Below are 25,128 nucleotides of genomic sequence, written 5' to 3'. Positions count from 1 at the left end.
ACCGAATTTCAGGACGACACACTATGAAAATAACAAAGAATCTGATGCAGGCCGGTGTTCTGGGGCTATCCCTGCTGGCCGCCAGCGTCATGGCGGCCGTGCCCGCGGCCGAGGCCGACAAACTGGGCAAGAGCCTGACGCCGATGGGCGCCGAGATGGCCGGCAATGCCGATGGCTCGATCTCGGCCTGGAAGCCCATGGCCAAGAACGCCGGTGCCGTGGACAGCAAGGGCTTCCTTGCCGACCCGTTCCCGACTGAGAAACCGCTGTTCACCATCACCGCGCAGAACGTCGAGCAGTACAAAGCCAAGCTCGCTCCCGGCCAATACGCGATGTTCAAGCGCTACCCGGAAACCTTCAAGATGCCGGTCTACCCGACCCATCGCGGTGCCACCGTGCCTGACGAGGTGTTCGCCTCCATCAAGAAAAACGCGGTCAACACCAAGCTGGTCTCCGGCGGCAACGGCCTGGAGAACTTCGAGACGGCCGTGCCGTTCCCGATTCCCCAGAGCGGCGTGGAAGTGATCTGGAACCATATCACCCGCTATCGCGGCGGCAGCGTGACGCGCCTGGTCACCCAGGCCACCCCGCAGCCCAACGGCTCCTACAGCCTGGTGTACTTCCGCGACCAGTTCGTATTCCGCGACAAGATGAAGGATTTCGATCCGGCCAACCCAGGCAACATCCTGTTCTACTTCAAGCAACAAGTGACCGCGCCGGCGCGCCTGGCCGGTGGCGTGCTTCTGGTGCACGAAACCCTCGACCAAGTGAAGGAACCGCGTTCGGCGTGGGTCTACAACGCTGGCCAGCGCCGTGTGCGCCGTGCCCCGCAAGTGTCCTATGACGGCCCGGGTACCGCCGCCGACGGCCTGCGTACCTCCGACAACCTGGACATGTATAACGGCGCGCCGGACCGCTACGACTGGAAGCTGGAAGGCAAGAAAGAGCTGTACATCGCCGCCAACAGCTACAAGATCGATTCGCCGCAACTCAAGTACGCCGACATCATCAAGGCCGGCCACATCAACCAGGACCTGACTCGCTACGAGCTGCGTCGTGTCTGGCATGTGACCGCGACCCTGAAGGAAGGCCAGCGCCACATCTACGCCAAGCGTGACTTCTACATCGACGAAGACACCTGGCAAGCCGCGGTGATCGATCACTACGACGGTCGTGGCCAACTGTGGCGCGTGGCCGAGGCCCATGCCGAGAACTACTACGACAAACAAGTGCCGTGGTACGCCCTGGAAACCCTCTACGACCTGCAGTCCGGCCGCTACCTGGCGCTGGGCATGAAGAACGAAGAGAAATCGGCCTACGACTTCGGCTTCACTGCCTCCACCGCCGATTTCACTCCGAATGCATTGCGCCAGGAGGGCATACGCTAGACCGCTCCACCCGAGGCCGCATCCTCGAAAAAACGCCCCGACTGGTTCGGGGCGTTTTTTTTGACCCACACAAAACCCCTGTGGCGAGGGAGCTTGCTCCCGCTGGACTGCGAAGCGGTCCCAAAGCAGAGTACTCGGGGTGTCAGATCAAACGGGGCGGCCTTGGGGCTGCTGCGCACCCCAGCGGGAGCAAGCTCCCTCGCCACAAGAGCGGCGGCTGCCTGGATTTTTCACGTCGGTCGGCATGTAGTCTTTTTGTAGCCATTTGTAGCACTCCCTTCAATACCTCCTCGTTTACCGCTAGTCTGCGGACATCTGCAACGCCGCCACCCGCATTCCAACAAGAGCCGGCCATGACTGATTTGTCTTCACTTCCGGATTCTGCCCGCGCAGCCATCGCGGTACAGGACGGGCGTTTCTACCGCCCGCCCTTGCCCGACGGCCATGTCGTGCGGCCGCGGTTGTGCGAGCGTTTGGCCGCTGGGCTCGGGGGCCGGTTGTTGTTGGTCAGTGCGCCGGCGGGGTTCGGTAAAAGCTCCTTGGCGGTGGAGTTCTGCCAGAGCCTGCCGGCCCATTGGCAAAGCCTCTGGCTGGGGCTCAGCGCCCGGGACAACGATCCCGGGCGTTTCCTGGAACGCTTGCTCGAAGGGCTCCAGGCCTTTTTCCCGCAACTGGGCAGGCGCGCACTGGGGCTGTTGAAGATGCGCCAGCGGCACCAACCCTTTGCCTTCGAAGAATGGCTCGATGGCTTGCTGGACGAACTGTCCACCCACTTGTCGCCGCGCAATCCCTTGTTGCTGGTCCTGGACGATTACCACCTGGCCCAAAGCCCGGTGCTGGATCGCTGCCTGCAGTTTTTCCTCAATCACCTGCCCGACGGTCTGCTGGTCCTCGTCACCAGCCGCCAGCGTCCGGACTGGCACCTGGCGCGCCTGCGCCTGTCGCGGCAATTGCTCGAACTCAATGAACAAGACCTGCGGCTGACCCATGACGAAGCCTTGACGCTGCTCCAGCATCACAGCAGCTCGCTGCGCGGCGAGGCGCTGGAAAACCTCATCCAGCGCAGCGAAGGTTGGGTGGCCGGGCTGCGGTTCTGGTTGCTGGCCGCTTCCGAAGCCGGCACCGAAGGCCTGTTGCCCCAGGCCTTGAACGGCGGCGAAGGGCTGATTCGCGATTACCTGCTCGAAGAAGTCATCGACTGCCTGCCCGCCGAGGTGCAGGCGTTCCTCTATGACACGGCTCCTCAGGAACGCTTTTGCAGCGCGCTGTGCGACGCCGTGCGCGAAGCCCATGACAGCGCCGAGATCCTGCGTTACCTGGCGTCCCACCAGGTGTTCCTGGTGCCTTTGGACGAGCACGGCCATTGGTACCGTTACCACCATCTGTTTTCCGATCTGCTGCGCAGTCGTCCCAGCGCGCCGGCCATGGTCCCGGCTGCGACCCTGCATCTGCGGGCCTGTCGCTGGTTCAACGCCCAGGGCCTGATCGACGAAGCCGTGGAACAGGCGCTGCGGGCCGGGCACTTGGACGTGGCGGCGAACCTGGTGCAGAACCTCTCGGAGGAACAACTGCTGGCCGAGCAGAACGTCGGCATGTTGCTGCGCTGGAAAATGGACCTGCCCGACAGCCTGCTCATCAGCACGCCGCGGCTGATCGTGCTCTACAGTTGGGCGCTTGGGTTGGCCTGCCAGCTGGATGCCGCCGAAGAGCTGGCCGCGCACTTGAGTCGTTTCCTGCCGGCCCCCTCGGCGACCGCGCAAAAATCCATGCTCGCCCAGTGGCTGGCCCTGAGCGGCATCGTCGCCCGTGGTCGCGGCGACCGCGAGGCCACCGTGCGTTATTGCAGCGAAGCCCTGGAGAGCCTGCCGCAAAAACGCTACGGCCAACGGCTGATGTGCCTGTCCACGTTGTCGAACCTGGCCATTGCCGACGGCGACCTGTGGCGCGCGCGTAACCTGAACCGCGATTCCCTGGAGCTGGCGCAGCGGGTCGGCAATCCATTGTTCGAGGCCCTGGCCCATTACGATCGCGCCCGGGTCCTGCAGGCGCGGGGAGAGATCCTCCGGGCACTGGATGAAGTGCACCAGGGTCTGCAACGTTTGCACAAGTTGTCGCCCCAGCGGCTTTATGCGGTGCGGGCGCGACTGATCATGTACGAAGGTTTCCTGCTGACCTTGCGCATGCAGCCCCAGGCCGGCCTGGCGCGGTTGCAGGCGGGCCTCACCGAAGCCCGGGCCTGCCGCGACATCAGCGTGCTGATCGGTCATTGCGTGGTCGCGCGCATCGAAGGCTACAGCGGCGAGTTCGCCCGGGCTTTTGCCGAACTGGCTGAAGCCGAGCGCCTGATGCACATCTGGGATGTTCCGCCGATCTACTACCTGGCGATGATTACCCTGGTCAAATGCGAACTCTGGCTGGCCCAGGGCCGTACCGACCTGGCCGAAGCCTGGCTGGCCCGCCTGGGGCAGACCTACACGGGTGAGCGGGCCGCTGCGCCACCGGAATTCCACCCGCAACTGCCGCTGCATGTCGAACTGCAACAGGCTGTGTTGGAGTCCATCCGGGGTCAACCGATGCTCGCGGAAGGCCGGCTCAATGCCTTGTTGGAACACGGCCAGCAAACCGGCCGGCAGATGCTCAGCGTGATGGCGCTCAACCAGAAAGTCGCCTTGCTGTTGAGCGTCGGCCGCGAACCCGAAGCCCGCCGCACCTTGGCCCAGGCTTTCGAAGCCGCCAGCGGTGGGGTGCTGCAGCCGTTCGAGTGGTTGCTGGGCAAGCACGGTGAATGGCTGCGCGAGCAACTGCTGAACGCGCCGCCCAGCACCTTGCGCGAACATCTGCTCGAACGCCTGCCCTCGGTGGTCCAGCCGGTCGACCCTGCGGCACCTGTCGAAACCCTGAGCAGTCGCGAACGGGCGGTGTTGCAGTTGATTGCCCAAGGCTGTTCGAATCAGGAGATCAGCGAGCAATTGTTTATCTCCCTGCACACCGTCAAGACCCACGCCAGCCACATCAACAGCAAACTCGGCGTCGAGCGCCGCACCCAAGCGGTGGCGCGGGCGAAGGCGTTGGGATTGTTGGGTTGAGCGGCGTTCACTTGTGTCTAGGAGCTTTTGTGGCGAGGGGATTTATCCCCGCTGGGCTGCGCAGCAGCCCCCAATAATCAGCCTGACACACCTTAGTGTCAGGTTTCAGGGGCGCTTCGCACCCCAGCGGGGATAAATCCCCTCGCCACAAAAAAGCTGTCTGAGCCAGTAAAGGAATCCCTCGATGTTGCCCCTCTACAAAACCATCCCATCCCCCGTTGGCCAACTGATCCTCGTCGCCCGGGAGACAAGGCTGGCGGCCATCCTGTGGGAAAACGAGCGGCTCAATCGGGTGCGCCTGGGGCCTTTGGAAGAGGATACCCGGCATCCGGTCCTCAAGGAAACCGAACGTCAACTGCTGGAATACTTCGCTGGTCAACGCCGCCGTTTCGAGCTGGAGCTGGACTTTGCCGGCACTGACTTCCAGGTCCGGGTCTGGCAGGCCCTGTTGACCATCCCCTTCGGAGAAACCCGCAGCTACCGCGACATCGCCTTCCAGATCGGCCAACCCACCGCGGTCCGGGCGGTCGGCGCCGCCAATGGCCGCAACCCCATCTCGATCATCGCCCCGTGCCACCGCGTCATCGGCAGCTCCGGTAGCCTCACCGGCTTCGCTGGCGGCCTGGCAGCCAAACAGTTCCTGCTCAGCCTCGAAGGCCAGCAGAGCCTGCAATTGGCGTTCTGACCATCAGCATGGCTAAACCAAATCCCTGTGGGAGCGAGCCTGCTCGCGATAGCGGATTGTCAGCTTGCCTAGGTGCTGGATGTGCCACCGTCATCGCGAGCAGGCTCGCTCCCACAGTTGTTTTGATATGACTTAAATTGTGCATCCATCCCCAATCCCCTGTGGGAGCGGGCTTGCTCGCGAAAGCGGTGCATCAGTTGCCAAATGGGTTGCCTGACCCACCGCCTTCGCGAGCAAGCCCGCTCCCACACTGTTTTCAGGCGGAGGGTGATTTGGGAGGGCACATACGCGTCGGCGGCAGGCCGTTGGCGTTGTGCTGGAAGATCTGCGCGGGCTGACCCTGCTCGTTGAAGAACACCTGGCCAATCCCGGCGCTGTTCCACAACCGTTCGCCGGCTTCGGCGTGTTCCGGGGTGTGGGGGACGATGCGCATGCTGCGGCGCTTGGTGAACCAGTTCAGGGGCGAGCGCGGCGAGTAGAGCCAACGGTTAAGGCGGTCGAACCATTCCAGCAACACCGGTGGGAATTCATTCTTGATGCCACTGCTGGTGATCTGCCAAATGCGCGGGCCACCCTTGCGGTGTGGGATCAGCACCTCGTAGACGAAGGAATAATGCACGTCCCCTGACAGCACCACGTAATTTCCGGGGGTACGCGAGTGTCGGAAAATATTCAGGATCACCTGGGCCGCGCCGCGATGGGCCATCCAGTTTTCCGCATCCACCAACAACGGATAACCGCACCAACTGAACACCCGCTGCACGGTCTCGATCAGCTTCACGCCGAAGATCGGCGCCGGTGAGACGATGATCGCCGAGGGGTGATCCAGCAGATCCTGTTGCAACTCGCTCAGGGCTTCCCAATCCAGCAGGCCGGAAGGCTGCTTGAGGTTGTTTTCGCTGCGCCAGCGGCGGGTGCGGGTGTCGAGCACCACCAGGGCCGGGGTGCTTGGCAGCACGTAATGCCAGCGTTGAAAACCCAGCAGGGTGTCGATCAGTTGGTCCTGGGGCGCGCTGTCGAGGTAACGGTCCCGGGCGGTGTCGCTCAATGCCAGGGTTTGCGGGAGCACATCAGCAAAGGCATCCGGGTTGTTGCCCCAGCCCTGGCAAAGCATGTAGGCGATCAAGGCGTTGCCGATGATGCGCTTGGAGAACGGATGGCCGTAGGCCGTTTCTTCCCACTGCGCGGACAGGTTCCAGTCATCGGTAATGTCGTGGTCGTCGAAAATCATCAGGCACGACAAGTGCGCAAACACCCGCGCCACGCCGTCCAGCCCGGTCTTGAACGCATCGATGCGTTGCTGTTCCAGGTCGTAGCGCTGACGCCGTTCGACGGTGAGTTCGGGCGGCTGCACAGCGATCAGCGTCCAGGGCTCCGGCGACCATACCAGCAGGTACATCGCCATGACCTCGGCGAAGGTCACCAAGTGATTATCGGCGCTGCTGCTGGTGAAGATCGGCTTGCGCGCCCCACCGAAAAAGCGCTCGCGCAGGGTTTCGTTGCTTTCCAACGCCGGTAGCAAATCGGCGCGATGGTAATAACTGGCCGGGTGTTGGTAGAGCTTGGCGCTGTCTTCCACCACGGCGCCGTCCAGGCGTTCCTCGAACAGCCCCAAGCGCTCGATCAGTGCATGAATCGCCCGCAGCATGGGGCCGGCGACGTCGTCGGCATAGACCTGGTCGCCGCTCATCATCAACAGCGCCGGGCGTTGCGCCGGGTCTTGCGCCAGCAATCGGTCGACACAGAGCAGGCCGTCGTTGGCCGGATAGTGGGGTTTGCGGCAGGAACCGTGGACCAATTGCTCGATGCGCGAATGCAACATGAAATTCGGGCACTGTGCCCCGTCATACAACAGGTGCGGCGCCCATTCGGCGATGGGCGCGCCCTCTACCAGCAGGTCGTAGTCAATCGCCACGTCCTGGGGCAGGGGCGTGTCGAGCGTCACGTCGATCAGGTGCACAAAAGCGTGTTGCCCCACCGGCACCACGGTGCAGCGCGACGCATCCAGCGCCAGGTCGCCGACCCCGTCAATGCGCAGGGTTAACGCTAGCGCTCGTGTGCCCACCAGCCACATCACCAGGCGCGCAGGTTCCAGCCGCCTTAACAGCGGGCCGACCAGGACGGGTGGGAGGGTAGAGGTGATGTCTGGGGTGGACGACAGCATTAGCGAAAAAAACCTCTATTCAGGAAGAGGCGGGGATCATAGCGCAATGTGCTTTGCAACTGGGGAGGGTTGGGTTGAAGCGGGGAATTGCGCTCTTGTGGCGAGGGAGCTTGCTCCCGCTGGGATGCGAAGCCCCCCCAAAACCTGACACCTCGGTGTGTCAGGCAAACATTGGGGGCTGCTGCGCAGCCCAGCGGGAGCAAGCTCCCTCGCCACAGAGAGTGTTGAGCCGTGAGCGTTCCCGGCCCTTCATGCAATTACTGCGCGACGTTGGAAGCCTGCGCCGCCTTGATTAAATCCGCCCCGATGTCTTTTTCAAACTTCGCCCACACCGGTTTCATCTTGTCGCGCCAGGCGCTGCGCTCCTCTGGCGTGAGGGTAATGATCTCGGTGGTCTTGGCGTCCAGCACATGCTGCTTGTCCTGCTGGTTGAATCGCTCCGCTTCCTGGTTGGCATAGGCCGTGGATTCGACGACGATTTTCTCCAGTTCGCTGCGGATATCCGGCGGCAGGCCGTTCCAGAAGTCCGATGTGGTGATCAACATGTAGTCGAGTATGCCGTGGTTGGACTCGGTGACGTATTTCTGCACCTCATTGAGCTTCTGGTTGTAGAAGTTCGAGTAGGTGTTTTCCGAGCCGTGGACCAAGCCGGTGCGCAGCCCCTGGTACACCACCGAGAAAATCATCTGTTTCGCTTTGGCGCCCACCGCCTTGAACTGTTCCTCCAGCACTGCAGAGGTCTGTATGCGGAACGTCAGGCCACTGGCGTCCTCGGGCGTGCGCAGGGGCCTGTTGGCGGACAACTGCTTCATGCCGTTGTGCCAATAGGCCAGGCCGGTGACGTTCTTGCTTTCCATGGACTTGAGTAGCTTCTGGCCCTCGGGGCTCTGCTGGAAACGGTCCACGGCGGCGATGTCATCGAATAGAAACGGCAAGTCGAACAACTGCACGGTCCGCGTGTATTGATCAAACTTGGCCAGCGACCGCGCAATGATCTGCACTTCCCCCAGGAGCAAGGCTTCCATCTCCTTGTCATCGCCGTACAGCGTGGAGTTGGGGTACACCTCGACCTTCACCTTGCCCGGCAATCGCTCCTCCGCCAGCTTCTTGAACATCAACGCACCCTGGCCCTTGGGCGTTTGTTCGCCTACTACGTGGGAGAACTTGATGACGATCGGCTCGGTCGCCATGACCGTTCCCCACGCGCCGAAGGCCAGGGCGCAGGCGAGGGCTTTCCATAGAAGTTTGAGCATTCAAGAGGTCCTTTTTTGTCTGGAGGCAAAGGGCCGACAGATCGGCCCGATACCTCCATGGCAAGGCAAATCATCCTTTGCCCGCCACAGAGTGTTTGCCGGATTTAACTCATCCCCAACCAATTCGGCAGCGCCAGCGAAATCCATGGCACATAGGTAATCAGCACCAGGAACGCCAGCAGGATCATCAACCACGGCATCGCCGCACGGATCGTGGCAGGCAGGGACATGCCGGTCACCGCCGAGGTGACGAACAGGTTCAGCCCCACCGGCGGCGTGATCAGGCCGATCTCCAGGTTCACCACCATGATGATGCCCAGGTGAATCGGGTCGATGCCCAGCTTCATGGCGATGGGGAACAGGATCGGCGCCAGGATCAGGATGATCGCCGAAGGCTCCATGAACGCGCCGGCAATCAGCAGCACGATGTTCACCACCAACAGGAAGGTCACTGGCGTCAGCCCGGCCTCGATCACCCAGGCGGTGATTTGCTGCGGCAATTGTTCGGTGGTCAACACGTGGGCGAAGAGCATGGCGTTAGCAATGATGAACATCAGCATGATGCTCAGCTTGGCCGACTCCAGCAGCACCTTGGGCGTTTCGCGGAACGTGAGGTCCTTGTAGACGAACAACGCGATGAACGCCGAATACACCGCGGCCACTGCCGCCGCTTCGGTGGGGGTGAACATCCCGGAGTAAATTCCGCCGAGGATGATGACCATCAGCAACAGGCCCCAGATCGCCTTGCGCGCGGTGCTCAACCATTCGCGGAACGTGGCGCGGGGCAGGGCTGGCAGGTTTTTCTTCACGGCGACAATGTAGATCGCCACCATCAGGGAAAAACCCAGCAGCAAGCCGGGAATCACACCGGCCATGAACAACTTGCCCACCGAGGTTTCAGTCGCCGCGGCATACACCACCATCACGATCGACGGCGGAATCAGGATGCCCAGGGTCCCGGCATTACACACGATGCCGGCGCCAAACGCCTGTGGATAACCCGAGCGCACCATCCCGGCAATGGCAATGGAGCCCACCGCTGCCACCGTTGCAGGGCTGGAGCCCGACAACGCCGCAAACAACATGCAAGCCAGCACCGCCGCAATCGCCAGGCCCCCGCGGATATGCCCGACGCAGGCGTTGGCAAAGTCGATCAACCGTCGCGCCACACCACCGGTGGTCATGAACGCACCGGCCAGCAGGAAGAAGGGAATCGCCAGCAACGTGTAGTGCTCGGACGTTTCGAACAGCTTGATCGCCAGGGAACGGACCGAGTCGGGGCTGAAGAAAATGATGGTCAGCGACCCCGCCAGCCCCAACGAAATGGCAATGGGCACGCCGATAAACATCAGCACGAACAGTGCGATGAACAGGAAGGCAATGGTCATGGCTTGTCTTCCTCGTGTTCGGTCAATTTGATGGCTTCGGCCGCTTCATCGGCCAGGCCCAGGCCGGTCTGGCGGTTCATCAGGATGCGCACGAGAATTTCCGTGAAACGAATGAACACCAGCGCGAACCCCACCGGCACGATCAACCCGATATGCCATTGCATGATGCCGAAATGGCCAAGGTCTTCGGCACCGATCTCGGCAATCATCAAGGTGTTGATCCATTCGTAACTCGCCACCGCCAGCAGGCCGGCGTAGGCGAGGCAGCACAGGCAGGCGATGACGCCAATGAAGCGCTGCACCGGCTTGCTCGCCAGCTTCACCAGCGCATCGACGCCGATGTGCCCGGCGGTGCGCACGCCATACGAAAGACCGAAGAAAATCAGCCAGCCAAACAGCGCCTTGGTCAACGATGTGCTCCAGGTCATCGCCTGGGCCATGCCCATGATGTTGTCGCCGATGGCGAACATCGGTTCGCTGGCGGCAGGCCAGTGGTCGCCGAGGCTGTAGAAAACTGAATAAAGGTTGTTGAGGACCACGTAGACGAACGTGACGAGCGTCATGGCGGCCAGAAGGAAAGCAATGAAACCTTCCTCGAAGTGTTCCCAGGTGCGCCGAAGGGCGTTCATGGATGACATCTCCTGTGGGGGGGCGACAGACCGGCACCGCCAGGGCGGCGGTACCGGCCAACCAATCACTGGGCTTTGTTGGAGGCTTCGGCGGCTTTGATCAGGTCAGCGCCGATATCGCCTTCGAACTTCTTCCACACCGGTTTCATTTTGTCGCGCCATTCGCCGCGTTCTTCTGGCGTCAGGGTGATGATCTCAGTGGTCTTGGCGTCGAGGATGCGTTGTTTGTCGTGCTCGTTCAGTTGCGCCGCCTCTTTGTTCACGTGGGCGGTGACTTCTACCAGGATCTTGTCCAGTTCCGTGCGGATATCCGGCGGCAGGCCGGTCCAGAACTTGGTGTTGGTGATCAGCATGTAGTCGAGCAAACCGTGGTTGGACTCGGTGATGTACTTTTGCACTTCATGCATTTTCTGGCTGTAGATGTTCGAGTACGGGTTTTCCGCACCGTTGACCACACCGGTCTGCAAGCCTTGGTACACCTCGGCGAAACTCATCTTGCGCGGGTTGGCGTTCACTGCCTTGAATTGCTCTTCCAGCACGGCCGATGCCTGTACGCGGAACTTCAAGCCACGGGCGTCCTTGGGTTCACGCAACGGTTTGTTTGCCGACAACTGCTTCATGCCGTTGTGCCAATAGGCCAGGCCGGTAATGTTCTTGCTTTCCATGGATTTGAGCAGCTTCTGGCCTTCAGGGCTCAACTGGAAGCGGTCCACGGCGGAAATGTCATCGAACAGAAACGGCAAGTCGAACAGCTGCACCGTCTTGGTGTACTGCTCGAACTTGGCCAGCGACGGCGCAATCATCTGCACGTCACCCAACAGCAAGGCCTCCATTTCCTTGCCGTCGCCGAACAGTGAAGAGTTGGGGTAGACCTCGACCTTCACTTTGCCTGGCAGCCGTTCTTCCACCAACTTCTTGAACAGCAGTGCGCCTTGGCCTTTTGGTGTTTGTTCGGCGACCACATGGGAGAACTTGATCACCACCGGATCTGCCGCCATGGCCGTGCTCATCGCACTCAGGGCCAACGTGCAAGCGAGCGCTTTCCAGATAGGTTTGAACATTACGGGCTTTCCTCTTGTTTTTAGTATTTTCGTGCGGGCTCATTCAAAACACAGCGCACGGCGGAACAATGATGAGTCTAGGCAGAAAACAACGTGTCGGGGGCGGTTAATGGGAAAAACCGTCATTCGGATATACGTCTCGACAGGTTGCGCTAGAGCCTTCCTCGCGTCGGGCTGAAACATCAAAAAGCGGGTCATTTCGACTGGTTTCAGTCAATAACCGTGCCTGGGGCAGGAAACCATAAAGGAGCGGTGATGGCTACTGGCTTTCAACCTGGCGCCAGTGCTCAATGCATCCATGGGGCAAGGGGGGCTGCCAGGCTATGTGTTCAGGAGAGCATTCGGCCTGGAACGTCCGGAGCAAGTTCTCTCTGCGACCACCACCGACCACCCTGTGGGAGCGGGCTTGCTCGCGAATGCGGCGGCCGATCCAACATCACCGACTCAGACGGACCGCCTTCGCGAGCAAGCCCGCTCCCACAGTTTTGCTCCCAGGTGTTCACGAATTCAGCGACCACCACCGACCACCCTGTGGGAGCGAGCCTGCTCGCGAAGACGTCGGCACGGCCAACATCACCGACTCAGACAGATCGCCATCGCGAGCAGGCTCGCTCCCACAGTTTTTGATCCCGGGTGTTCATGGATTCTGCGCCCACCACCGCCCACCCTGTGGGAGCGAGCCTGCTCGCGATAGCGGCGGCCTATCCAACATCACTGTCTCAGACAGACCGCCTTCGCGAGCAAGCCCGCTCCCACAGTTTTTATCCTCCTGCCATCGTGGCCTGCCTGCGGCGAGTCGTATCTTTTTCGTCTCGTGGTATGACGACATTTTAGATGGCGCTCAAGAAAAATAACCTCCTTTCGCTAGTCATTCCTCTGATCACCCTATTTTTATTGATTCTGTGGGTTGACAGCTCACGCGAAACATCAGAATAATCCGACACGTTGTATGACGACATACAAATAAACAATAACAACAGGGTGCTCCCTCTATGCGAATCACAGGCGTTCACGTCGAAGTCTTCTCCACACCTTCGCGCCGTGCCCAGGACAGCGCCGGTCACGCCCATCCGGGCGATGAGGTCATGATCAAGATGGCCTTGCTGCGAATCGGCTGCGACGATGGCTCCGAGGGTTATGCCTTTGGCCCGCCTGAGTTGATTCGTCCGCACATCATCGAATCCTTCGTGCGCAAAGTGCTGATCGGCCGCGATCCGATGGACCGTGAAAGCATCTGGCAAGACCTGGCGCACTGGCAGCGGGGCAGTGCCGGGCAGTTCACCGACCGGGCGCTGGCGCTGGTGGAACAAGCGTTGTGGGACCTGGCCGGGCGCAAGCTCAAGTTGCCGGTGCATAAACTGATTGGCGGTTATCGCGACAAGGTCCCGGCGTACGGTTCGACGATGTGCGGCGATGACTTGCCAGGTGGTTTGTCGACGCCGGACGAGTACGGCCAGTTCGCCGAGAAGTTGGTCCAGCGCGGCTACAAGGCCATCAAGTTGCACACCTGGATGCCACCGATCTCCTTCGCGCCGAATCCGCAAATGGACATCCAGGCCTGCGCCGCCGTGCGTGAGGCAGTAGGCCCGAACATCGCGCTGATGCTCGACGGTTACCACTGGTACAGCCGCATGGACGCCTTGACCATCGGCAAGGCACTGCAGAAGCTGAATTTCGCCTGGTTCGAAGAACCCATGATGGAAGACTCGGCGGAGTCCTATGCCTGGCTGGCGGCCAACCTGGACATCCCGGTGCTGGGCCCGGAGAGCATCGCCGGCAAGTTCCACAGCCGCGCCAGTTGGGTGACCCAGAAGTCCTGTGACATCCTGCGCGCCGGCGTGGCCGGGGTCGGCGGTATCGGGCCGTGCCTGAAGGTGGCGCACCTGGCCGAGTCGTTCGGCATGGATTGCGAGGTCCATGGCAATGGCGCGGCGAACCTGGCGGTGGTCGGGGCGATCAGTAATTGCCGCTGGTACGAACGCGGCCTGCTGCACCCGTTCCTTGACTATGAGGAGGTCCCGGCGCATCTCAACAGCATCGTCGACCCCATGGACGCCGACGGTTTTGTGCATCTATCCGACCGGCCGGGCTTGGGCGAGGACATCAACTTCGCGTATATCGAGGCCAACACCCTGTCCCGACATTGAGCCTGTTCCACGCCTGAGGCCGATGACGGTCCGGGCGACAAGTCTTTATAAATATAAGAAAGGACTGAACCATGAATCTCTGGCCCAAGCGCCTGACCAGGCTGCTGTGTGTCACCGTGGCCCTGTGCGCAGTGCAGGTGCCCGTCAGCCTGGCCCAAGGCGAAACGCCCCCCGACCAATTGGTGGTGGGCATGAGCATGATCAACCTGTTGTCCCTGGACCCTGCCGCGGCGACGGGCCTGGAGGTCGCGGAGGTCAACGCCAACGTCTATGACATGCTTCTGGAGCAGGACGCGGCGCAGCCGGACACGCTGATTCCAGCCCTGGCGAAAACCTGGGACATCAGCCCCGACCGCACGCGCCTGACCTTCCAATTGCGCGACGACGTTCGGTTTCACTCGGGTGCGCCCCTGACCGCCCAAGACGTCGCCTGGTCGTTGCAGCGCGTCGTCACCCTCAACCGCGCCCTGGCCTCCACTTGGAAGGCCTACGGTTTCACCGCCGACAACGTGGTCAAACTGATGCGCGCCGAAGGGCCGCACACCTTTGTGATGGAGTTGCCACGGGTCACCGACCCGATGCTGGTGCTCAACACCCTCGCGACCTCACCCAGCGCCTTCATCATCGATCGCAGCATCGCTTTGCAGCATCAGGTCGGCGACGACCAAGGCGCGGCGTGGCTGGCGACGCACACGGCTGGGTCCGGCGCGTTCAAGCTCGACATCTGGCGGGCCAACGATGTGATCCTGATGAGCCGCAATGACGACTATTGGCGCGGCGCGCCGAAGTTGCGCCGGGTGATCATGCGCAACATGACCGAGTCCCAGGCCCTGCGCCTGATGGTCGAGCGCGGTGACCTGGACGTCGCCCGCGGCATGGCGGCCACTGACATCAAGGCCTTGGGCAAGGTCGACGAAGTGCGCATCCAGAGCATCGCCCGCGGCACGCTGTACTACGTGGCGATGAGCATGCAGCAACCGCTGTTCCAGGACATCCGCGTGCGCCAGGCCGTCCGCCTGCTGATCGACTACCAAGGCATCAACGACGTGGTCATGCCGCACTACGGCGTGATCAACCAACGGCCCTTGCAGTTGGGACTGCCGGCTCGCCTCGACGACCCGGGTTATCGCCTGGACGTGGCCGAGGCCAAGCGCCTGCTGGCGGCGGCCGGGCATGCCGAAGGCTTCAAGGTGACGATTCGTTCACTGACCGATCCGCCATTCATCAACATCGCCACCAGCCTGCAAGCGACGCTGGCCCAGGCGGGGATCCAGGCGACGATCATCACCGGCACCGGCAACCAGATCTATGGGGCGATGCGCGACCGTCAGTTCGACATCCTCGTCGGTCGTGGCGGCGGCGGGGCGGAGCGGCATCCGCATTCGAGCCTGCGGGCCCTGGTGTACAACCCGGACAACCGCACCGAAGCCAAGCTGAGCAACTTCCAGGGCTGGCGCACCTCGTTCTTCGACCCGCAGCTCAATCAACTGATCGAGCAAGCCGAGCGCGAGCGTGACCCCGAGCGCCAGCGGGAAATCTATGCACAGATCCAGACCCTCTACGACCAACAGGCCGGGGCGATCATGCCGGTCTCGCAGATGGTGGACGAGGTGGTGATCCACGCGGATGTGCGCAACTACATCGGCCACACCGCCGCGACCACGCGTCTTCGCGACGTCTACAAGCAGCGCTGAAATCGACGGCCACAGGGCCAAGGCAGGAATGAACATGTCGACTGCATCCTTTTCAATCTGGACCACCCGGGCCGCTTCGGCGACCCGGCGCGGCGGCTCGGTGGCGGTGACGCTGCTGGGGTTGCTGCTGCTGACTTTCTTTATTGGGCGGGTGATGCCGCTGGACCCGGTGCTGGCCATCGTCGGCCCGGACGCCGACGCCTCGGCCTACGCCCAGGTGTACAAGGAACTGGGCCTGGACAAGCCGTTGTGGACCCAGTTCGCGATCTACCTCGGCGACCTGCTGCACGGTGACTTCGGCATGGCCTTGCTGACCGGCAACCCGGTCATCACTGACATCGGCCGGGTCTTCCCGGCTACGTTGGAACTGGCCACGCTCGCCATCCTGTTCGGTGTGCTGGCGGGCCTGCCGCTGGGCGTCTACGCGGCGACCCATCAGGGCCGTGCCGGTGACCATGTCGCGCGGCTGATCACCCTGTTCGGTTACTCCACGCCGATTTTCTGGATCGGCATGATGGCCTTCCTGGTGTTCTATGCCTGGCTGGGTTGGGCCGGCGGCGTCGGGCGCATCGGCCTGGCCTATGACGGGTTGATTCCGAAACACACCGGGCTGTTGCTGATCGACACCGCCTGGTCCGGCGAGTGGGAAGCCTTTCGCAGTGCGCTGCGGCACATCCTGTTGCCGGCGGTGATCCTCAGCTTCAACTCGGTCGCCTACATCAGCCGCATGACCCGCAGCTTCATGCTCGAGCAACTGTCCCAGGAGTACATCATCACTGCTCGGGTCAAGGGCTTGTCCCAGCGCCGCATCGTCTGGGGCCATGCCTTCGGCAACATCCGCGTGCAGCTGTTGACCATCGTCGCCCTGGCCTATGGCGGCCTGTTGGAAGGCGCGGTGCTGATCGAAACCGTGTTCGCCTGGCCCGGTTTCGGCCAGTACCTGACGAGCAGTTTGTTGCTCGGCGACATGAACGCGGTGATGGCCTGCGTGCTGTTGATCGGCCTCATATTCGTGACGCTGAACCTGATCAGCGATGCGCTGTACAAGATCTTCGACCCGAGGACTCGCTAATGAACCTGCCCCTTGCTTCCAGCGTCCCTGGCAGCGCCACGTTGCCGGCTTCCAGCACGGCGGCGATGGTCGCCAGCACCTTGCGCCTGTTGCGGTTTTTGCTGCGCAACCCGATGACCTTCGCCGGCCTGATCGTCGTCGCGACCCTGATGCTGGTCGCGGTCTTCGCGCCGTGGATCGCCGGCCACGACCCGCTGTTGCAGAACCTCGCCGGCGCCTTGCAGGCACCCAGCAGCGCGCACTGGTTCGGCACTGACGAATACGGTCGCGATGTGTTCGCGCGGTTGGTGTATGGCTCGCGCATCACCCTGTACATCGTCTTGCTGGTGACGGTGATCGTCGGCCCCATCGGCCTGTTGGTCGGCACGGTTTCCGGTTACTTCGGCGGTTGGGTCGACAGCCTGTTCATGCGCATCACCGACATCTTCATCTCGTTCCCCAGCCTGGTCCTGGCGCTGGCTTTCATCGCGGCCCTCGGCCCGGGCCTGGAGCATGCGGTGATTGCCATCGCACTCACGGCCTGGCCGCCGATTGCCCGGCTCGCCCGCGCCGAAACCCTGCCGCTGCGCAACGCCGACTTCGTCGTCGCGGTGCAGCTCCAGGGCGCGTCGAGCACCCGGATCATCCTGCGCCACATCATCCCGATGTGCCTGTCGTCGGTGATCATCCGCCTGACCATGAACATGGCGAGCATCATCCTCACCGCCGCCGCCCTGGGCTTTCTCGGCCTCGGCGCCCAGGCACCGTTGCCGGAGTGGGGCGCGATGATCTCCACCGGGCGCCGCTACATGCTCGAAAGCTGGTGGCTGGTGGCAGCACCCGGTGCGGCGATCATGCTGGTCAGCCTGGCCTTCAACCTGTTGGGCGACGGCTTGCGCGACGTCCTCGACCCCCGCAGCCAATCCTGAGGAACAGCCCATGACTGAGATAAAACTTGCGGTACAGGATTTGTGCGTTGAGTTTCGCAACGCCGGCAAAACCTCCTTGGCGGTGCGTGATGTGTCGTTCAACCTGGGACGGGAAAAACTCGCCATTGTCGGCGAGTCCGGTTCGGGAAAATCCACCGTTGGCCGCAGCCTTTTACGCCTGCATCCGCCGACGGCGCGGGTCACCGCCAAGACCTTGCGTTTCGCCGATGTCGACCTGTTGGCCGCCAGCGAAAAGCAGATCCAGGCGATTCGCGGCGCACGCATGTCGATGATCATGCAAGACCCCAAATACTCGCTGAACCCGGTGGTGCGGGTCGGCGAGCAAATCGCCGAGGCGTACCTGGCCCATCACAAGGTGCCCCATCGCGAAGCCCGCGAGCGGGCGCTGGACATGCTCGCCAAGGTGCACATTCGCGATCCCCGGCGGGTCTATGACCTGTACCCCCATGAGGTTTCGGGCGGCATGGGCCAGCGGATCATGATCGCCATGATGGTGATCACCGATCCCCAGGTAATCATCGCCGACGAACCCACGTCGGCGCTGGATGTGTCGGTGCGCCGACAAGTGCTCAACGTGCTGGAGGAGTTAGTCAGCGAGCGTGACCTGGGGCTGATTTTCATCAGCCACGACCTGAACCTGGTGCGGCATTTCTGTGACCGCGTGCTGGTGATGTACGCCGGGCGCGTGGTCGAGTCGATTGCCGCCGCCGACCTGGACCGCGCCACCCATCCCTACACCCAAGGCCTGCTGGCCGCACTGCCGAGCCTGGACCATCGGCGCGCCACGCTGCCGGTGCTGCAGCGCGACCCCCACTGGTTGAATGCTTGAGGAGCCTGTCATGAGCATGATTGAAATCGCCGGCCTGAACCTCAGTTTTGGCACCGGCGCGGCACTGAACGCGGTATTGCACGACGTCGATTTGAGCGTGGCCGAAGGCGAGGCATTCGGCCTGGTGGGGGAGTCCGGTTCGGGCAAGACCACCGTGCTGCGCTGCCTGGCCGGGCAGTACCAGCACTGGACGGGACGGCTGCAAGTCGCGGGTCAGGCGGTGACGCGCAAGCTGCCGCTGAACCACTACCGCACCGTGCAGATGGTGTTCCAGGACCCGTATGCCTCGTTGCATCCGCGCTACACCATCGATGCCGCGTTGCAGGAACCGCTGCGTATCCATGGCATCGACGGGCGTACCCAGAAGGTCAGCGAGATCTTGCGCAAGGTCGGCTTGAACGACAGCTTCCGTTTCCGTTATCCGCATCAGTTGTCCGGTGGCCAGCGCCAACGGGTGGCGATTGCCCGGGCGCTGATCCTGCGTCCCCGGGTGCTGTTGCTGGACGAGCCGACCTCAGCGCTGGACGTCTCGGTGCAGGCGGAGATCCTCAACCTGCTGGCCGACTTGCGTTGCCAGGAAGGATTGACCTACCTGATGGTCACCCACGACTTGGCGGTGGTGGCGCATCTGTGTGATCGGCTGGCGGTGATGCAGCAGGGCCGGGTGGTGGAGACGCTCGACAGTCATCTGCTGGCGAGCGATGGCGCTGCCCATGCGTACACCCGTTTGCTGGTGCAGGCCAGTCGGGACATACAGCGAGTACCTATCGCTGTCTGAGTTTTGTTTTAACTCATGAGTTGTACTTGTTTTAACCCGTAAAAGACGTTGAGCCCCAGGTATCAATGCCGCGCACGCGCTCGCCTGTGATTTGGCGTTTACCCCAACTTACTATTCAATCAACAAGAATAAAAACTATGAAAAAGACACTCGTAGTACTTTCTGTCGCATCGTTGTTCACATCGGTTGTTGCCCAGGCCGATACCGGTTATATCAACGTACGCCATCAATATGCGGAAAAAACCCGCATGCACGCCGACCGTGCCAAGTTTGGTATTCGGCTGGACAACGGCGTGGGGCTGGAAGGTGAACTCAAATACAAGACCGCCGGTGACCGGCAAGACGTCGCCTTCGACAATACCGTCGGCAGTGGTCATGAATTCACCGTCAACTACCAGCACAAGATCAATGACCGCTGGACGCTGACGCCTTCGCTGGCCCTGGACAGCGATGAGGAGTCCACCACCTACAAAATGGGCCTGCGCCTGGGTTACAAGATCACCAAGGAACTGAGCATCGCCGGTCGCTACCGTTTTGACTCAGCCAAGCTTGACCGCGACCAGATCGACCGTGACGTACCGGATAATGGGCAGGACGATCAGAAGGTCAACCGTTACGATGTTTATATCAACTATGGTCCTCAAGGACCGTGGGCCTATGAATATCAATTGACTTACTTCGATGCCGACTACATTCGCTATAACGGCGGTACCGACGACTATGAACAAAATGCGGTGGTCAAATACCAGTGGGATAAACGCTGGGCGCCGTTCTTTGAAGTCGGTGATATTAAAGTCAACTCGGTCGACAGTGATCGCCAATTACGGCTGCGGGTCGGTGTTAAATACAATTTTTTCTGAGTTGTGGAGCGGGCCTACAGACAGCACTGCTGATTCAAGGAATAGATGAACCTGTGGCGAGGGAGCTTGCTCCCGCTGGGCTGCGCAGCAGTCCTTCTTTGTGGGCGCTTCGCGCCCAAGCGGGAGCAAGCTCCCTCGCCACAGGGCCTATGGACGCTTATTCGTTGTAAAAGGCCTGGCGCTGCTGGGTTTCGCACAAGCGCATGCGGCTGTTGCTTAGGTGCAGGTACATGGCCGCCCGCGCCGCGTCGACATTGCCGCTGGCGATGGCGTCGAAGATCTGCTGGTGTTCGGCATTGATCCCCTGAAGATAAGCACTGCGGTCACTTTGCCCGGAATAGGCGGAGTTCATGCGCGTACGTGGGATCAGCTTCGTGCCCAGGTGCTTCATGATGTCGATCAGATAGTAATTGCCGGCGGCCTTGGCGATTTTCAGATGGAACTGGAAATCGGCATTGATGGTGGTGCCGGACTTTTCCGGCCCTTGCAGCAACGCCTCCAGCGCTTGGGCCAGTTCCGCCAAGGCTTCGGGGGTTGCGCGTTGGGCCGCCATGCCCGCGGCCTGGACTTCCAGGCTCAGGCGAAACTCCAACAGGTTGAGCACATCCGACAACGTCGCAATCGTCGCCGGCCCCAAGGTGAAGCCCTCCGGTGCCGGCATGTCGAGGACAAAAGTGCCAACGCCATGGCGCGTTTCTACCAGCCCCGCCGCCTGCAACCGCGACAGTGCCTCACGCACCACCGAACGACTGACGCCTTCGGCCTCCATGATATGCACTTCGGTGGGGAGCTTTTCGCCGCACTTGAGAGTGCCGTCGCGCATGCGCTGGGCAAAGCGGTCGACCAGGGTTTCGGCGAGGCGGCGTGGCTTGTTCAATGGAGATAACGCTTGATCCGTCATCGGCGTGCTCTAGTGTGATCAGCGGGCATTATAGTGAGTTTTAGCGCAAGGTCGCGGCTATAATGCCGCGATCGTCTGGCTTTAATGGAAAGGTGCAATGGACCGTGTCACACCCGATCGACGCCTGAGCATGACCCAGCAACTGGTGGTCGACCTGACGCAGCAGATACTGGCCGGCGAGTTGCCCGCAGGCAGCAAGTTACCCACCGAACAAGTGATCATCAAGGAACGCGGCGTCAGTCGGACAGTCGTCCGCGAAGCCATGTCGCGACTCCAGGCTGAAGGCTTGGTGGAAACCCGTCACGGTATCGGCACCTTCGTGGTGGACACCGCCCGCCCCGGTGATTTCCAGGGCAACAAACACGTCAAGGGCGGCGCCTACGATGCGCTGGCGGTCATCGAATTGCGCCTGAGCCTGGAAGTGGAAGCCGCCGGCATCGCCGCCCAACGCGCCACGCCAGAGCAGTTGCAGGCGATGCGCGAAGTGCTCGACGCATCGAATGCGGTTGACCCAACGGATGACGAAAGCGCCCGGCTCGATTTCGAATTTCACCGGCAAATCGCCCAGTGCACCGGCAACAGCTTTTTCATCGACGCCATGGCCCATGTGGGCAATGCGCTGATCGCCGTCGTGCAACAGGCCGGACCGGCGGTGACCGGTGAAAATCGGGCACTGGTGGTGCGTGAGCGGGAGCAGATCTACGCGGCGCTGGCGCGGCATGACGGGGAAGCCGCACGGGCGTCGATGCGCTTGCATCTGATCAATATGCTGCAGCGGGTTCGGGGTGCGGTGGAATTGACGACGCAATAACCCCCACCACAACCCCCTGTGGGAGCGAGCCTGCTCGCGATGACGGCGGCACATCCAACATCACCTCCCCAGACAGACCGCTATCGCGAGCAGGCTCGCTCCCACAGTTTTTGATTGCGGCTGTTCACAAATTCGGCGTCCGCCAGAGATCCCCTGTGGGAGCGAGCCTGCTCGCGAAACGGCGGTACAGCCAACATCTCCGCCCCAGACAGACCGCCATCGCGAGCAGGCTCGCTCCCACAGTTTTTGATTGCGGCTGTTCACAAATTCGGCGTCCGCCAGAGATCCCCTGTGGGAGCGAGCCTGCTCGCGAAAACGGCGGTACAGCCAACATCTCCGCCCCAGACAGACCGCCATCGCGAGCAAGCTTTACTCCCACAGTTTTTGATCGCAGCGCCCAGTTGAAGCTCAGGGCTCCAGCGCCGGTCCCTTCAACTCGATCTGGTTGCCATCCGGATCAAAGCAGTAGATCGACCAACCCTTGCCCTCCGCGCCATAACGCATCTGCGCTTTCTCAACGGTCAGGCCGGCCGAGGCCAGATGAGCGAGGAGGGCCGGTTCATCAAACGGCTCGATACGCAGGCAGAGGTGATCGACATTGTGCCCCTGCTTACCCGCCGCCGGCCCACCCTGGCGACCCAGAGGCCCGTCGACAGCCACCAAATCAATCATCGAAACACCGGTGCCCAGATGAAGCATGCCAAGATCGTCCCGACGCTTCTTGAGCTCGCAACCGAGCACCGACGTATAAAAAGCGAGGCTGCGCTCGAGGTCTTCTACGCGCAGGACGACGTGGTCGATACGTTGAATCGTGAAGTGCTTCATACAGGCCTTATGTGCTCAGTGGGGACGCTATGGGTGACTTCACCTTAGACGCTTCACTGACAATAGATATGCTTCACTTCCCTGTGTTTTCTATTATCGATCACGACGGTGAGGCGGGATTTGTCAGGATGCCGGGTTTCTACCGGCGTGGTGACTCGGACGGTCTTTAAATCCAATCGTTCTTTGTACTCCCGTTCGGACAATGCCTTTTGAGCGATGCCGCCGGGTTCGAGAATCATCGCTTGGTTGATCTTCCTCACGTTGCAATTCTCTGTGGCTAACGCGTGTAGGGCGGTCACGCTCAGCCACATGAAAAAAACCCACGACGGCCATTGAGTACGGCTAGATTGCTTAGTCCCCGTGAGCGTCTTGTTAACCCCCAAGGAATGGTTACGCTTGCTTGAAAGCTGTTGCAGGTTAAACACCCAAGGCGCTGCGTAGCTACTGTCAGAGATGACAGTAGCCAAGATCAAATTGGGATACCCAAGATGAAGTTTCGCCGCAAACGGCTATTAGAACGTGCGCATTCAATCGGCCAGCCTGGGGCTCTACGCCATGAAAAAACAAGAACAACAAACCTTGCTCCAAACCCTGAAAACCCGCTTCGAACAAAACCCGAACCGTCACCCAGACATCCCCTGGGCCGACGTCCAGGCCCGGCTCGAAAATAACCCCAAAGCCTTGGAATCCCTCCAGGCCATGGAAGCCACCGGCGGCGAACCCGATGTGATCGGCCTCGACCCAAAGACCGGCACTGTTACCTTCTGCGATTGCGCCAAGGAAAGCCCAACCGGTCGCCGAAGCCTCTGCTACGACCGCGCAGCCCTGGATGCGCGCAAGGAGAACAAGCCCAAAGGCAGCGCCATCGACATGGCCGAAGCGATGGGTATCGCCCTGCTGACCGAAGATCAGTACCGGGCCTTGCAGGAGCTCGGCGAGTTCGATGCCAAGACCTCCAGTTGGCTGGCAACCCCTCCAGCGCTTCGCGCCCTCGATGGGGCGATTTTTGGTGACTACCGCTATGGCCGGGTGTTCATCTACCACAACGGTGTGCAGTCGTATTACGCGGCGCGTGGGTTTCGTGGCGTGTTGTGTATTTGAGTGCGCCCCAAACCTTGTGGCGAGGGGATTTATCCCCGCTGGGCTGCGCAGCAGACCCAAAACCATTCACCTCGGCCTGTCAGGAGTAATCAGTTGCAAGATTTGCGACTGCTGCGCAGCCGAGCGGGGATAAATCCCATAGGCGCTAACCAAACTCCAAAAATAGTAAGCTGATCGTTGATACAGAGCTGCAAGGAAAGCAAGCGTGACACCAGGACTAGAAGAAGATTGGCCAAAACTGTTGGCGTTATTGCCTATGGGATGGGAAGCCAAGGCTAAGGAACTGGGGGCGTTGAAGTTCGGGCGTCGTTTCACCCCAGAGACCTTATTACGCACCCTATTGCTGTACCTGAGCAGCGATTGCTCGATGCGCGAAACGGCAGCGCGGGCCGACGTAGATCTTTCTGACGTGGGCTTGCTCAAGCGAGTCGATAAATCGGGGAATTGGCTGGGCTGGATCACTGAACAACTGATCGAGCAAACGCCGCTCCCGGCAATGGCGTGCCCGGCCCTGCAAGGACGGCGATTATTAGCGGCTGATGGCAGTGTCGTCACCGAGCCAGGCGCTATAGCGGCCACATGGCGCTTGCACTACACGATGGACATTCGCACGCTTAGTTGCTGTGAAGTGCAGATAACACCGTCCAAAACCGGCGAGTCGTTGACTCAGTTCTCTGTGCAGCAAGATGATGTTTTGATCGCTGACCGCGGTTTTGCCAATCGACGGAGCATCAATCACGTCCTTGATAATGGTGGCGATGTTTTGGTTCGAATGAACCTGAGCAGCTTGCCCCTGAAGAATGAGGATGGGACGCCTTTTGAGCAGTTGCCAAGACTGCGCACCCTGCAAATAGGGCAAGCGGGTGAATGGCCTGCGGTCATGCAAGGCTCTAACGAGCCTGTTGCAGTGCGTGTATGTGCTTACCGAAAAACCGATGAACAACGCGAGGAAAGCGAGCTCAAGGTGCAGGACACTGCCAAAAGAAAGCAAAAAGAGCAGCAACTTCAATCGAAAACGGTCGAGGCAGCCGGATACGTGGTGGTGGTTACTACATTGAGTAGCCTGACGGCAGAAGAGGTTCTGGCGCTCTATCGGCACCGTTGGCAGGTGGAGTTAGCGTTCAAGCGAATGAAATCTTTATTGGGATTATCACGCTTGAGAAAGAAAAATCCCGAAGGCGCAAAAGCCTGGCTACAAGGGAAACTATTGGTGGCTTGCCTGATCGAGCGGTTGATCGCAGAAGGCGAGCATTTTTCCCCTGAGCCAAAGGGAGAACGCCCAAAAGCCCGAACCGGAGCAGATGGATCGGGGACGTTCTCGCTGGCGTGAGATGTCGTTTGTCCTTTGGCTGCTTTGTAACGCGATCGGTCCGTGCTTGTCGCTATTCGATTGCCTAGAGCAATGGGACTATTTTAGTGACGCGCTACGTGAATCCCCGCGAAACACACGGGGATATCAGCCGGATGAGTTGTGGGGCGAGTGGTTTGGTTAGCGCCTATGGGATAAATCCCCTCGCCACAAAGGAT

General features: G+C 61.0%; 21 protein-coding genes. 13 read left to right on the top strand and 8 right to left on the bottom strand.

All coding sequences use genetic code 11. The features are described 5' to 3' along the window. The first annotated feature begins 23 nt into the window (after positions 1-23). The 3 genes from J3361_RS05760 to J3361_RS05750 all read left to right on the top strand — a co-directional run bounded on the left by J3361_RS05760 (position 24) and on the right by J3361_RS05750 (position 5,159). Positions 24-1,388, top strand: coding sequence for a DUF1329 domain-containing protein (locus J3361_RS05760; RefSeq protein ID WP_207963211.1), 1,365 nt, complete (start codon positions 24-26; stop codon positions 1,386-1,388). Between the two features lie 353 nt (positions 1,389-1,741). Then, a complete protein-coding gene (locus tag J3361_RS05755; RefSeq protein ID WP_207963210.1) occupies positions 1,742-4,474 on the top strand; it encodes a LuxR C-terminal-related transcriptional regulator in 2,733 nt (910 codons plus the stop codon). 184 nt (positions 4,475-4,658) lie between these two features. After that, positions 4,659-5,159, top strand: coding sequence for a methylated-DNA--[protein]-cysteine S-methyltransferase (locus J3361_RS05750; RefSeq protein ID WP_207963209.1), 501 nt, complete (start codon positions 4,659-4,661; stop codon positions 5,157-5,159). 256 nt (positions 5,160-5,415) lie between these two features. Here J3361_RS05750 and J3361_RS05745 read toward each other — a convergent pair whose 3' ends face one another. The 5 genes from J3361_RS05745 to dctP form a co-directional block, all read right to left on the bottom strand. Then, the gene (locus tag J3361_RS05745) at positions 5,416-7,323 is read right to left on the bottom strand and encodes an alkaline phosphatase D family protein (RefSeq protein WP_207963208.1); all 1,908 of its coding nucleotides are present in this window, start codon (positions 7,321-7,323) and stop codon (positions 5,416-5,418) included. A gap of 257 nt (positions 7,324-7,580) precedes the next feature. Beyond that, a complete protein-coding gene (locus tag J3361_RS05740) occupies positions 7,581-8,576 on the bottom strand; it encodes a TRAP transporter substrate-binding protein (RefSeq protein ID WP_207963207.1) in 996 nt (331 codons plus the stop codon). A gap of 104 nt (positions 8,577-8,680) precedes the next feature. Beyond that, on the bottom strand, positions 8,681-9,964 hold the full coding sequence (dctM, locus tag J3361_RS05735) for a C4-dicarboxylate TRAP transporter large permease protein DctM (protein WP_207963206.1): 1,284 nt from the start codon (positions 9,962-9,964) through the stop codon (positions 8,681-8,683). Beyond that, positions 9,961-10,593, bottom strand: a complete 633-nt coding sequence (locus J3361_RS05730) for a TRAP transporter small permease (RefSeq protein WP_207963204.1) — start codon at positions 10,591-10,593, stop codon at positions 9,961-9,963. The genes dctM and J3361_RS05730 overlap by 4 nt, the downstream gene beginning before the upstream one ends. A gap of 65 nt (positions 10,594-10,658) precedes the next feature. Next, the gene (gene dctP / locus J3361_RS05725) at positions 10,659-11,603 is read right to left on the bottom strand and encodes a C4-dicarboxylate TRAP substrate-binding protein DctP (protein WP_243458768.1); all 945 of its coding nucleotides are present in this window, start codon (positions 11,601-11,603) and stop codon (positions 10,659-10,661) included. A 1,043-nt stretch (positions 11,604-12,646) separates the two neighbouring features. On the opposite strand from dctP, the gene J3361_RS05720 reads away from it, so the two are divergent. From J3361_RS05720 to J3361_RS05690, 7 genes are all read left to right on the top strand, one after another. Beyond that, entirely contained in the window at positions 12,647-13,801 is a 1,155-nt protein-coding gene (locus J3361_RS05720; protein WP_207963200.1) for a mandelate racemase family protein, read from the top strand. A 71-nt stretch (positions 13,802-13,872) separates the two neighbouring features. Beyond that, positions 13,873-15,495 carry an ABC transporter substrate-binding protein gene (locus J3361_RS05715; protein ID WP_207963199.1) on the top strand — a complete coding sequence of 541 codons (1,623 nt, stop codon included), beginning with the start codon at positions 13,873-13,875 and terminating at the stop codon, positions 15,493-15,495. A gap of 34 nt (positions 15,496-15,529) precedes the next feature. Further along, positions 15,530-16,567 carry an ABC transporter permease gene (locus tag J3361_RS05710; protein ID WP_207963198.1) on the top strand — a complete coding sequence of 346 codons (1,038 nt, stop codon included), beginning with the start codon at positions 15,530-15,532 and terminating at the stop codon, positions 16,565-16,567. Continuing rightward, complete coding sequence (locus J3361_RS05705) at positions 16,567-17,475, top strand: ABC transporter permease (protein ID WP_207963197.1); 909 nt, start codon at positions 16,567-16,569, stop codon at positions 17,473-17,475. The genes J3361_RS05710 and J3361_RS05705 overlap by 1 nt, the downstream gene beginning before the upstream one ends. Before the next feature lie 10 nt (positions 17,476-17,485). Further along, complete coding sequence (locus J3361_RS05700) at positions 17,486-18,325, top strand: ABC transporter ATP-binding protein (RefSeq protein ID WP_207963196.1); 840 nt, start codon at positions 17,486-17,488, stop codon at positions 18,323-18,325. 10 nt (positions 18,326-18,335) lie between these two features. Continuing rightward, positions 18,336-19,103 carry an ABC transporter ATP-binding protein gene (locus tag J3361_RS05695; RefSeq protein WP_207963195.1) on the top strand — a complete coding sequence of 256 codons (768 nt, stop codon included), beginning with the start codon at positions 18,336-18,338 and terminating at the stop codon, positions 19,101-19,103. A 137-nt stretch (positions 19,104-19,240) separates the two neighbouring features. Continuing rightward, on the top strand, positions 19,241-19,963 hold the full coding sequence (locus tag J3361_RS05690; protein WP_207963194.1) for an oligogalacturonate-specific porin KdgM family protein: 723 nt from the start codon (positions 19,241-19,243) through the stop codon (positions 19,961-19,963). 157 nt (positions 19,964-20,120) lie between these two features. Here J3361_RS05690 and J3361_RS05685 read toward each other — a convergent pair whose 3' ends face one another. Continuing rightward, a complete protein-coding gene (locus J3361_RS05685) occupies positions 20,121-20,864 on the bottom strand; it encodes a FadR/GntR family transcriptional regulator (protein ID WP_060739125.1) in 744 nt (247 codons plus the stop codon). A gap of 97 nt (positions 20,865-20,961) precedes the next feature. Between J3361_RS05685 and J3361_RS05680 the strand changes: the two genes are divergently transcribed. Next, positions 20,962-21,675, top strand: a complete 714-nt coding sequence (locus J3361_RS05680) for a FadR/GntR family transcriptional regulator (protein WP_207963193.1) — start codon at positions 20,962-20,964, stop codon at positions 21,673-21,675. A gap of 408 nt (positions 21,676-22,083) precedes the next feature. On the opposite strand, the gene J3361_RS05675 is transcribed toward J3361_RS05680, so the two are convergent. Together J3361_RS05675 and J3361_RS05670 are read right to left on the bottom strand one after the other, a co-directional pair. Then, positions 22,084-22,500 (bottom strand): VOC family protein, encoded by a 417-nt coding sequence (locus J3361_RS05675; protein WP_207963192.1) that lies wholly within the window; start codon positions 22,498-22,500, stop codon positions 22,084-22,086. Between the two features lie 53 nt (positions 22,501-22,553). Continuing rightward, positions 22,554-22,760, bottom strand: a complete 207-nt coding sequence (locus J3361_RS05670) for a hypothetical protein (protein WP_207963190.1) — start codon at positions 22,758-22,760, stop codon at positions 22,554-22,556. Positions 22,761-23,055: 295 nt separating this feature from the next. Between J3361_RS05670 and J3361_RS05665 the strand changes: the two genes are divergently transcribed. Together J3361_RS05665 and J3361_RS05660 are read left to right on the top strand one after the other, a co-directional pair. After that, positions 23,056-23,601 carry a DUF4256 domain-containing protein gene (locus J3361_RS05665; protein WP_207963188.1) on the top strand — a complete coding sequence of 182 codons (546 nt, stop codon included), beginning with the start codon at positions 23,056-23,058 and terminating at the stop codon, positions 23,599-23,601. A 205-nt stretch (positions 23,602-23,806) separates the two neighbouring features. Continuing rightward, positions 23,807-24,931: an IS4 family transposase gene (locus J3361_RS05660; RefSeq protein WP_207963186.1), complete on the top strand. Its 1,125-nt coding sequence runs from the start codon at positions 23,807-23,809 to the stop codon at positions 24,929-24,931. Positions 24,932-25,128 lie beyond the last annotated feature (197 nt).

Origin of the sequence: Pseudomonas sp. OA65, from assembly GCF_017498305.1 — a bacterium.
In the GTDB taxonomy this organism is placed as follows: domain Bacteria; phylum Pseudomonadota; class Gammaproteobacteria; order Pseudomonadales; family Pseudomonadaceae; genus Aquipseudomonas; species Aquipseudomonas zanjanensis.
Note: the sequence above shows the minus strand (reverse complement) of the source record. Positions and strands in the feature narration are given on the sequence as shown.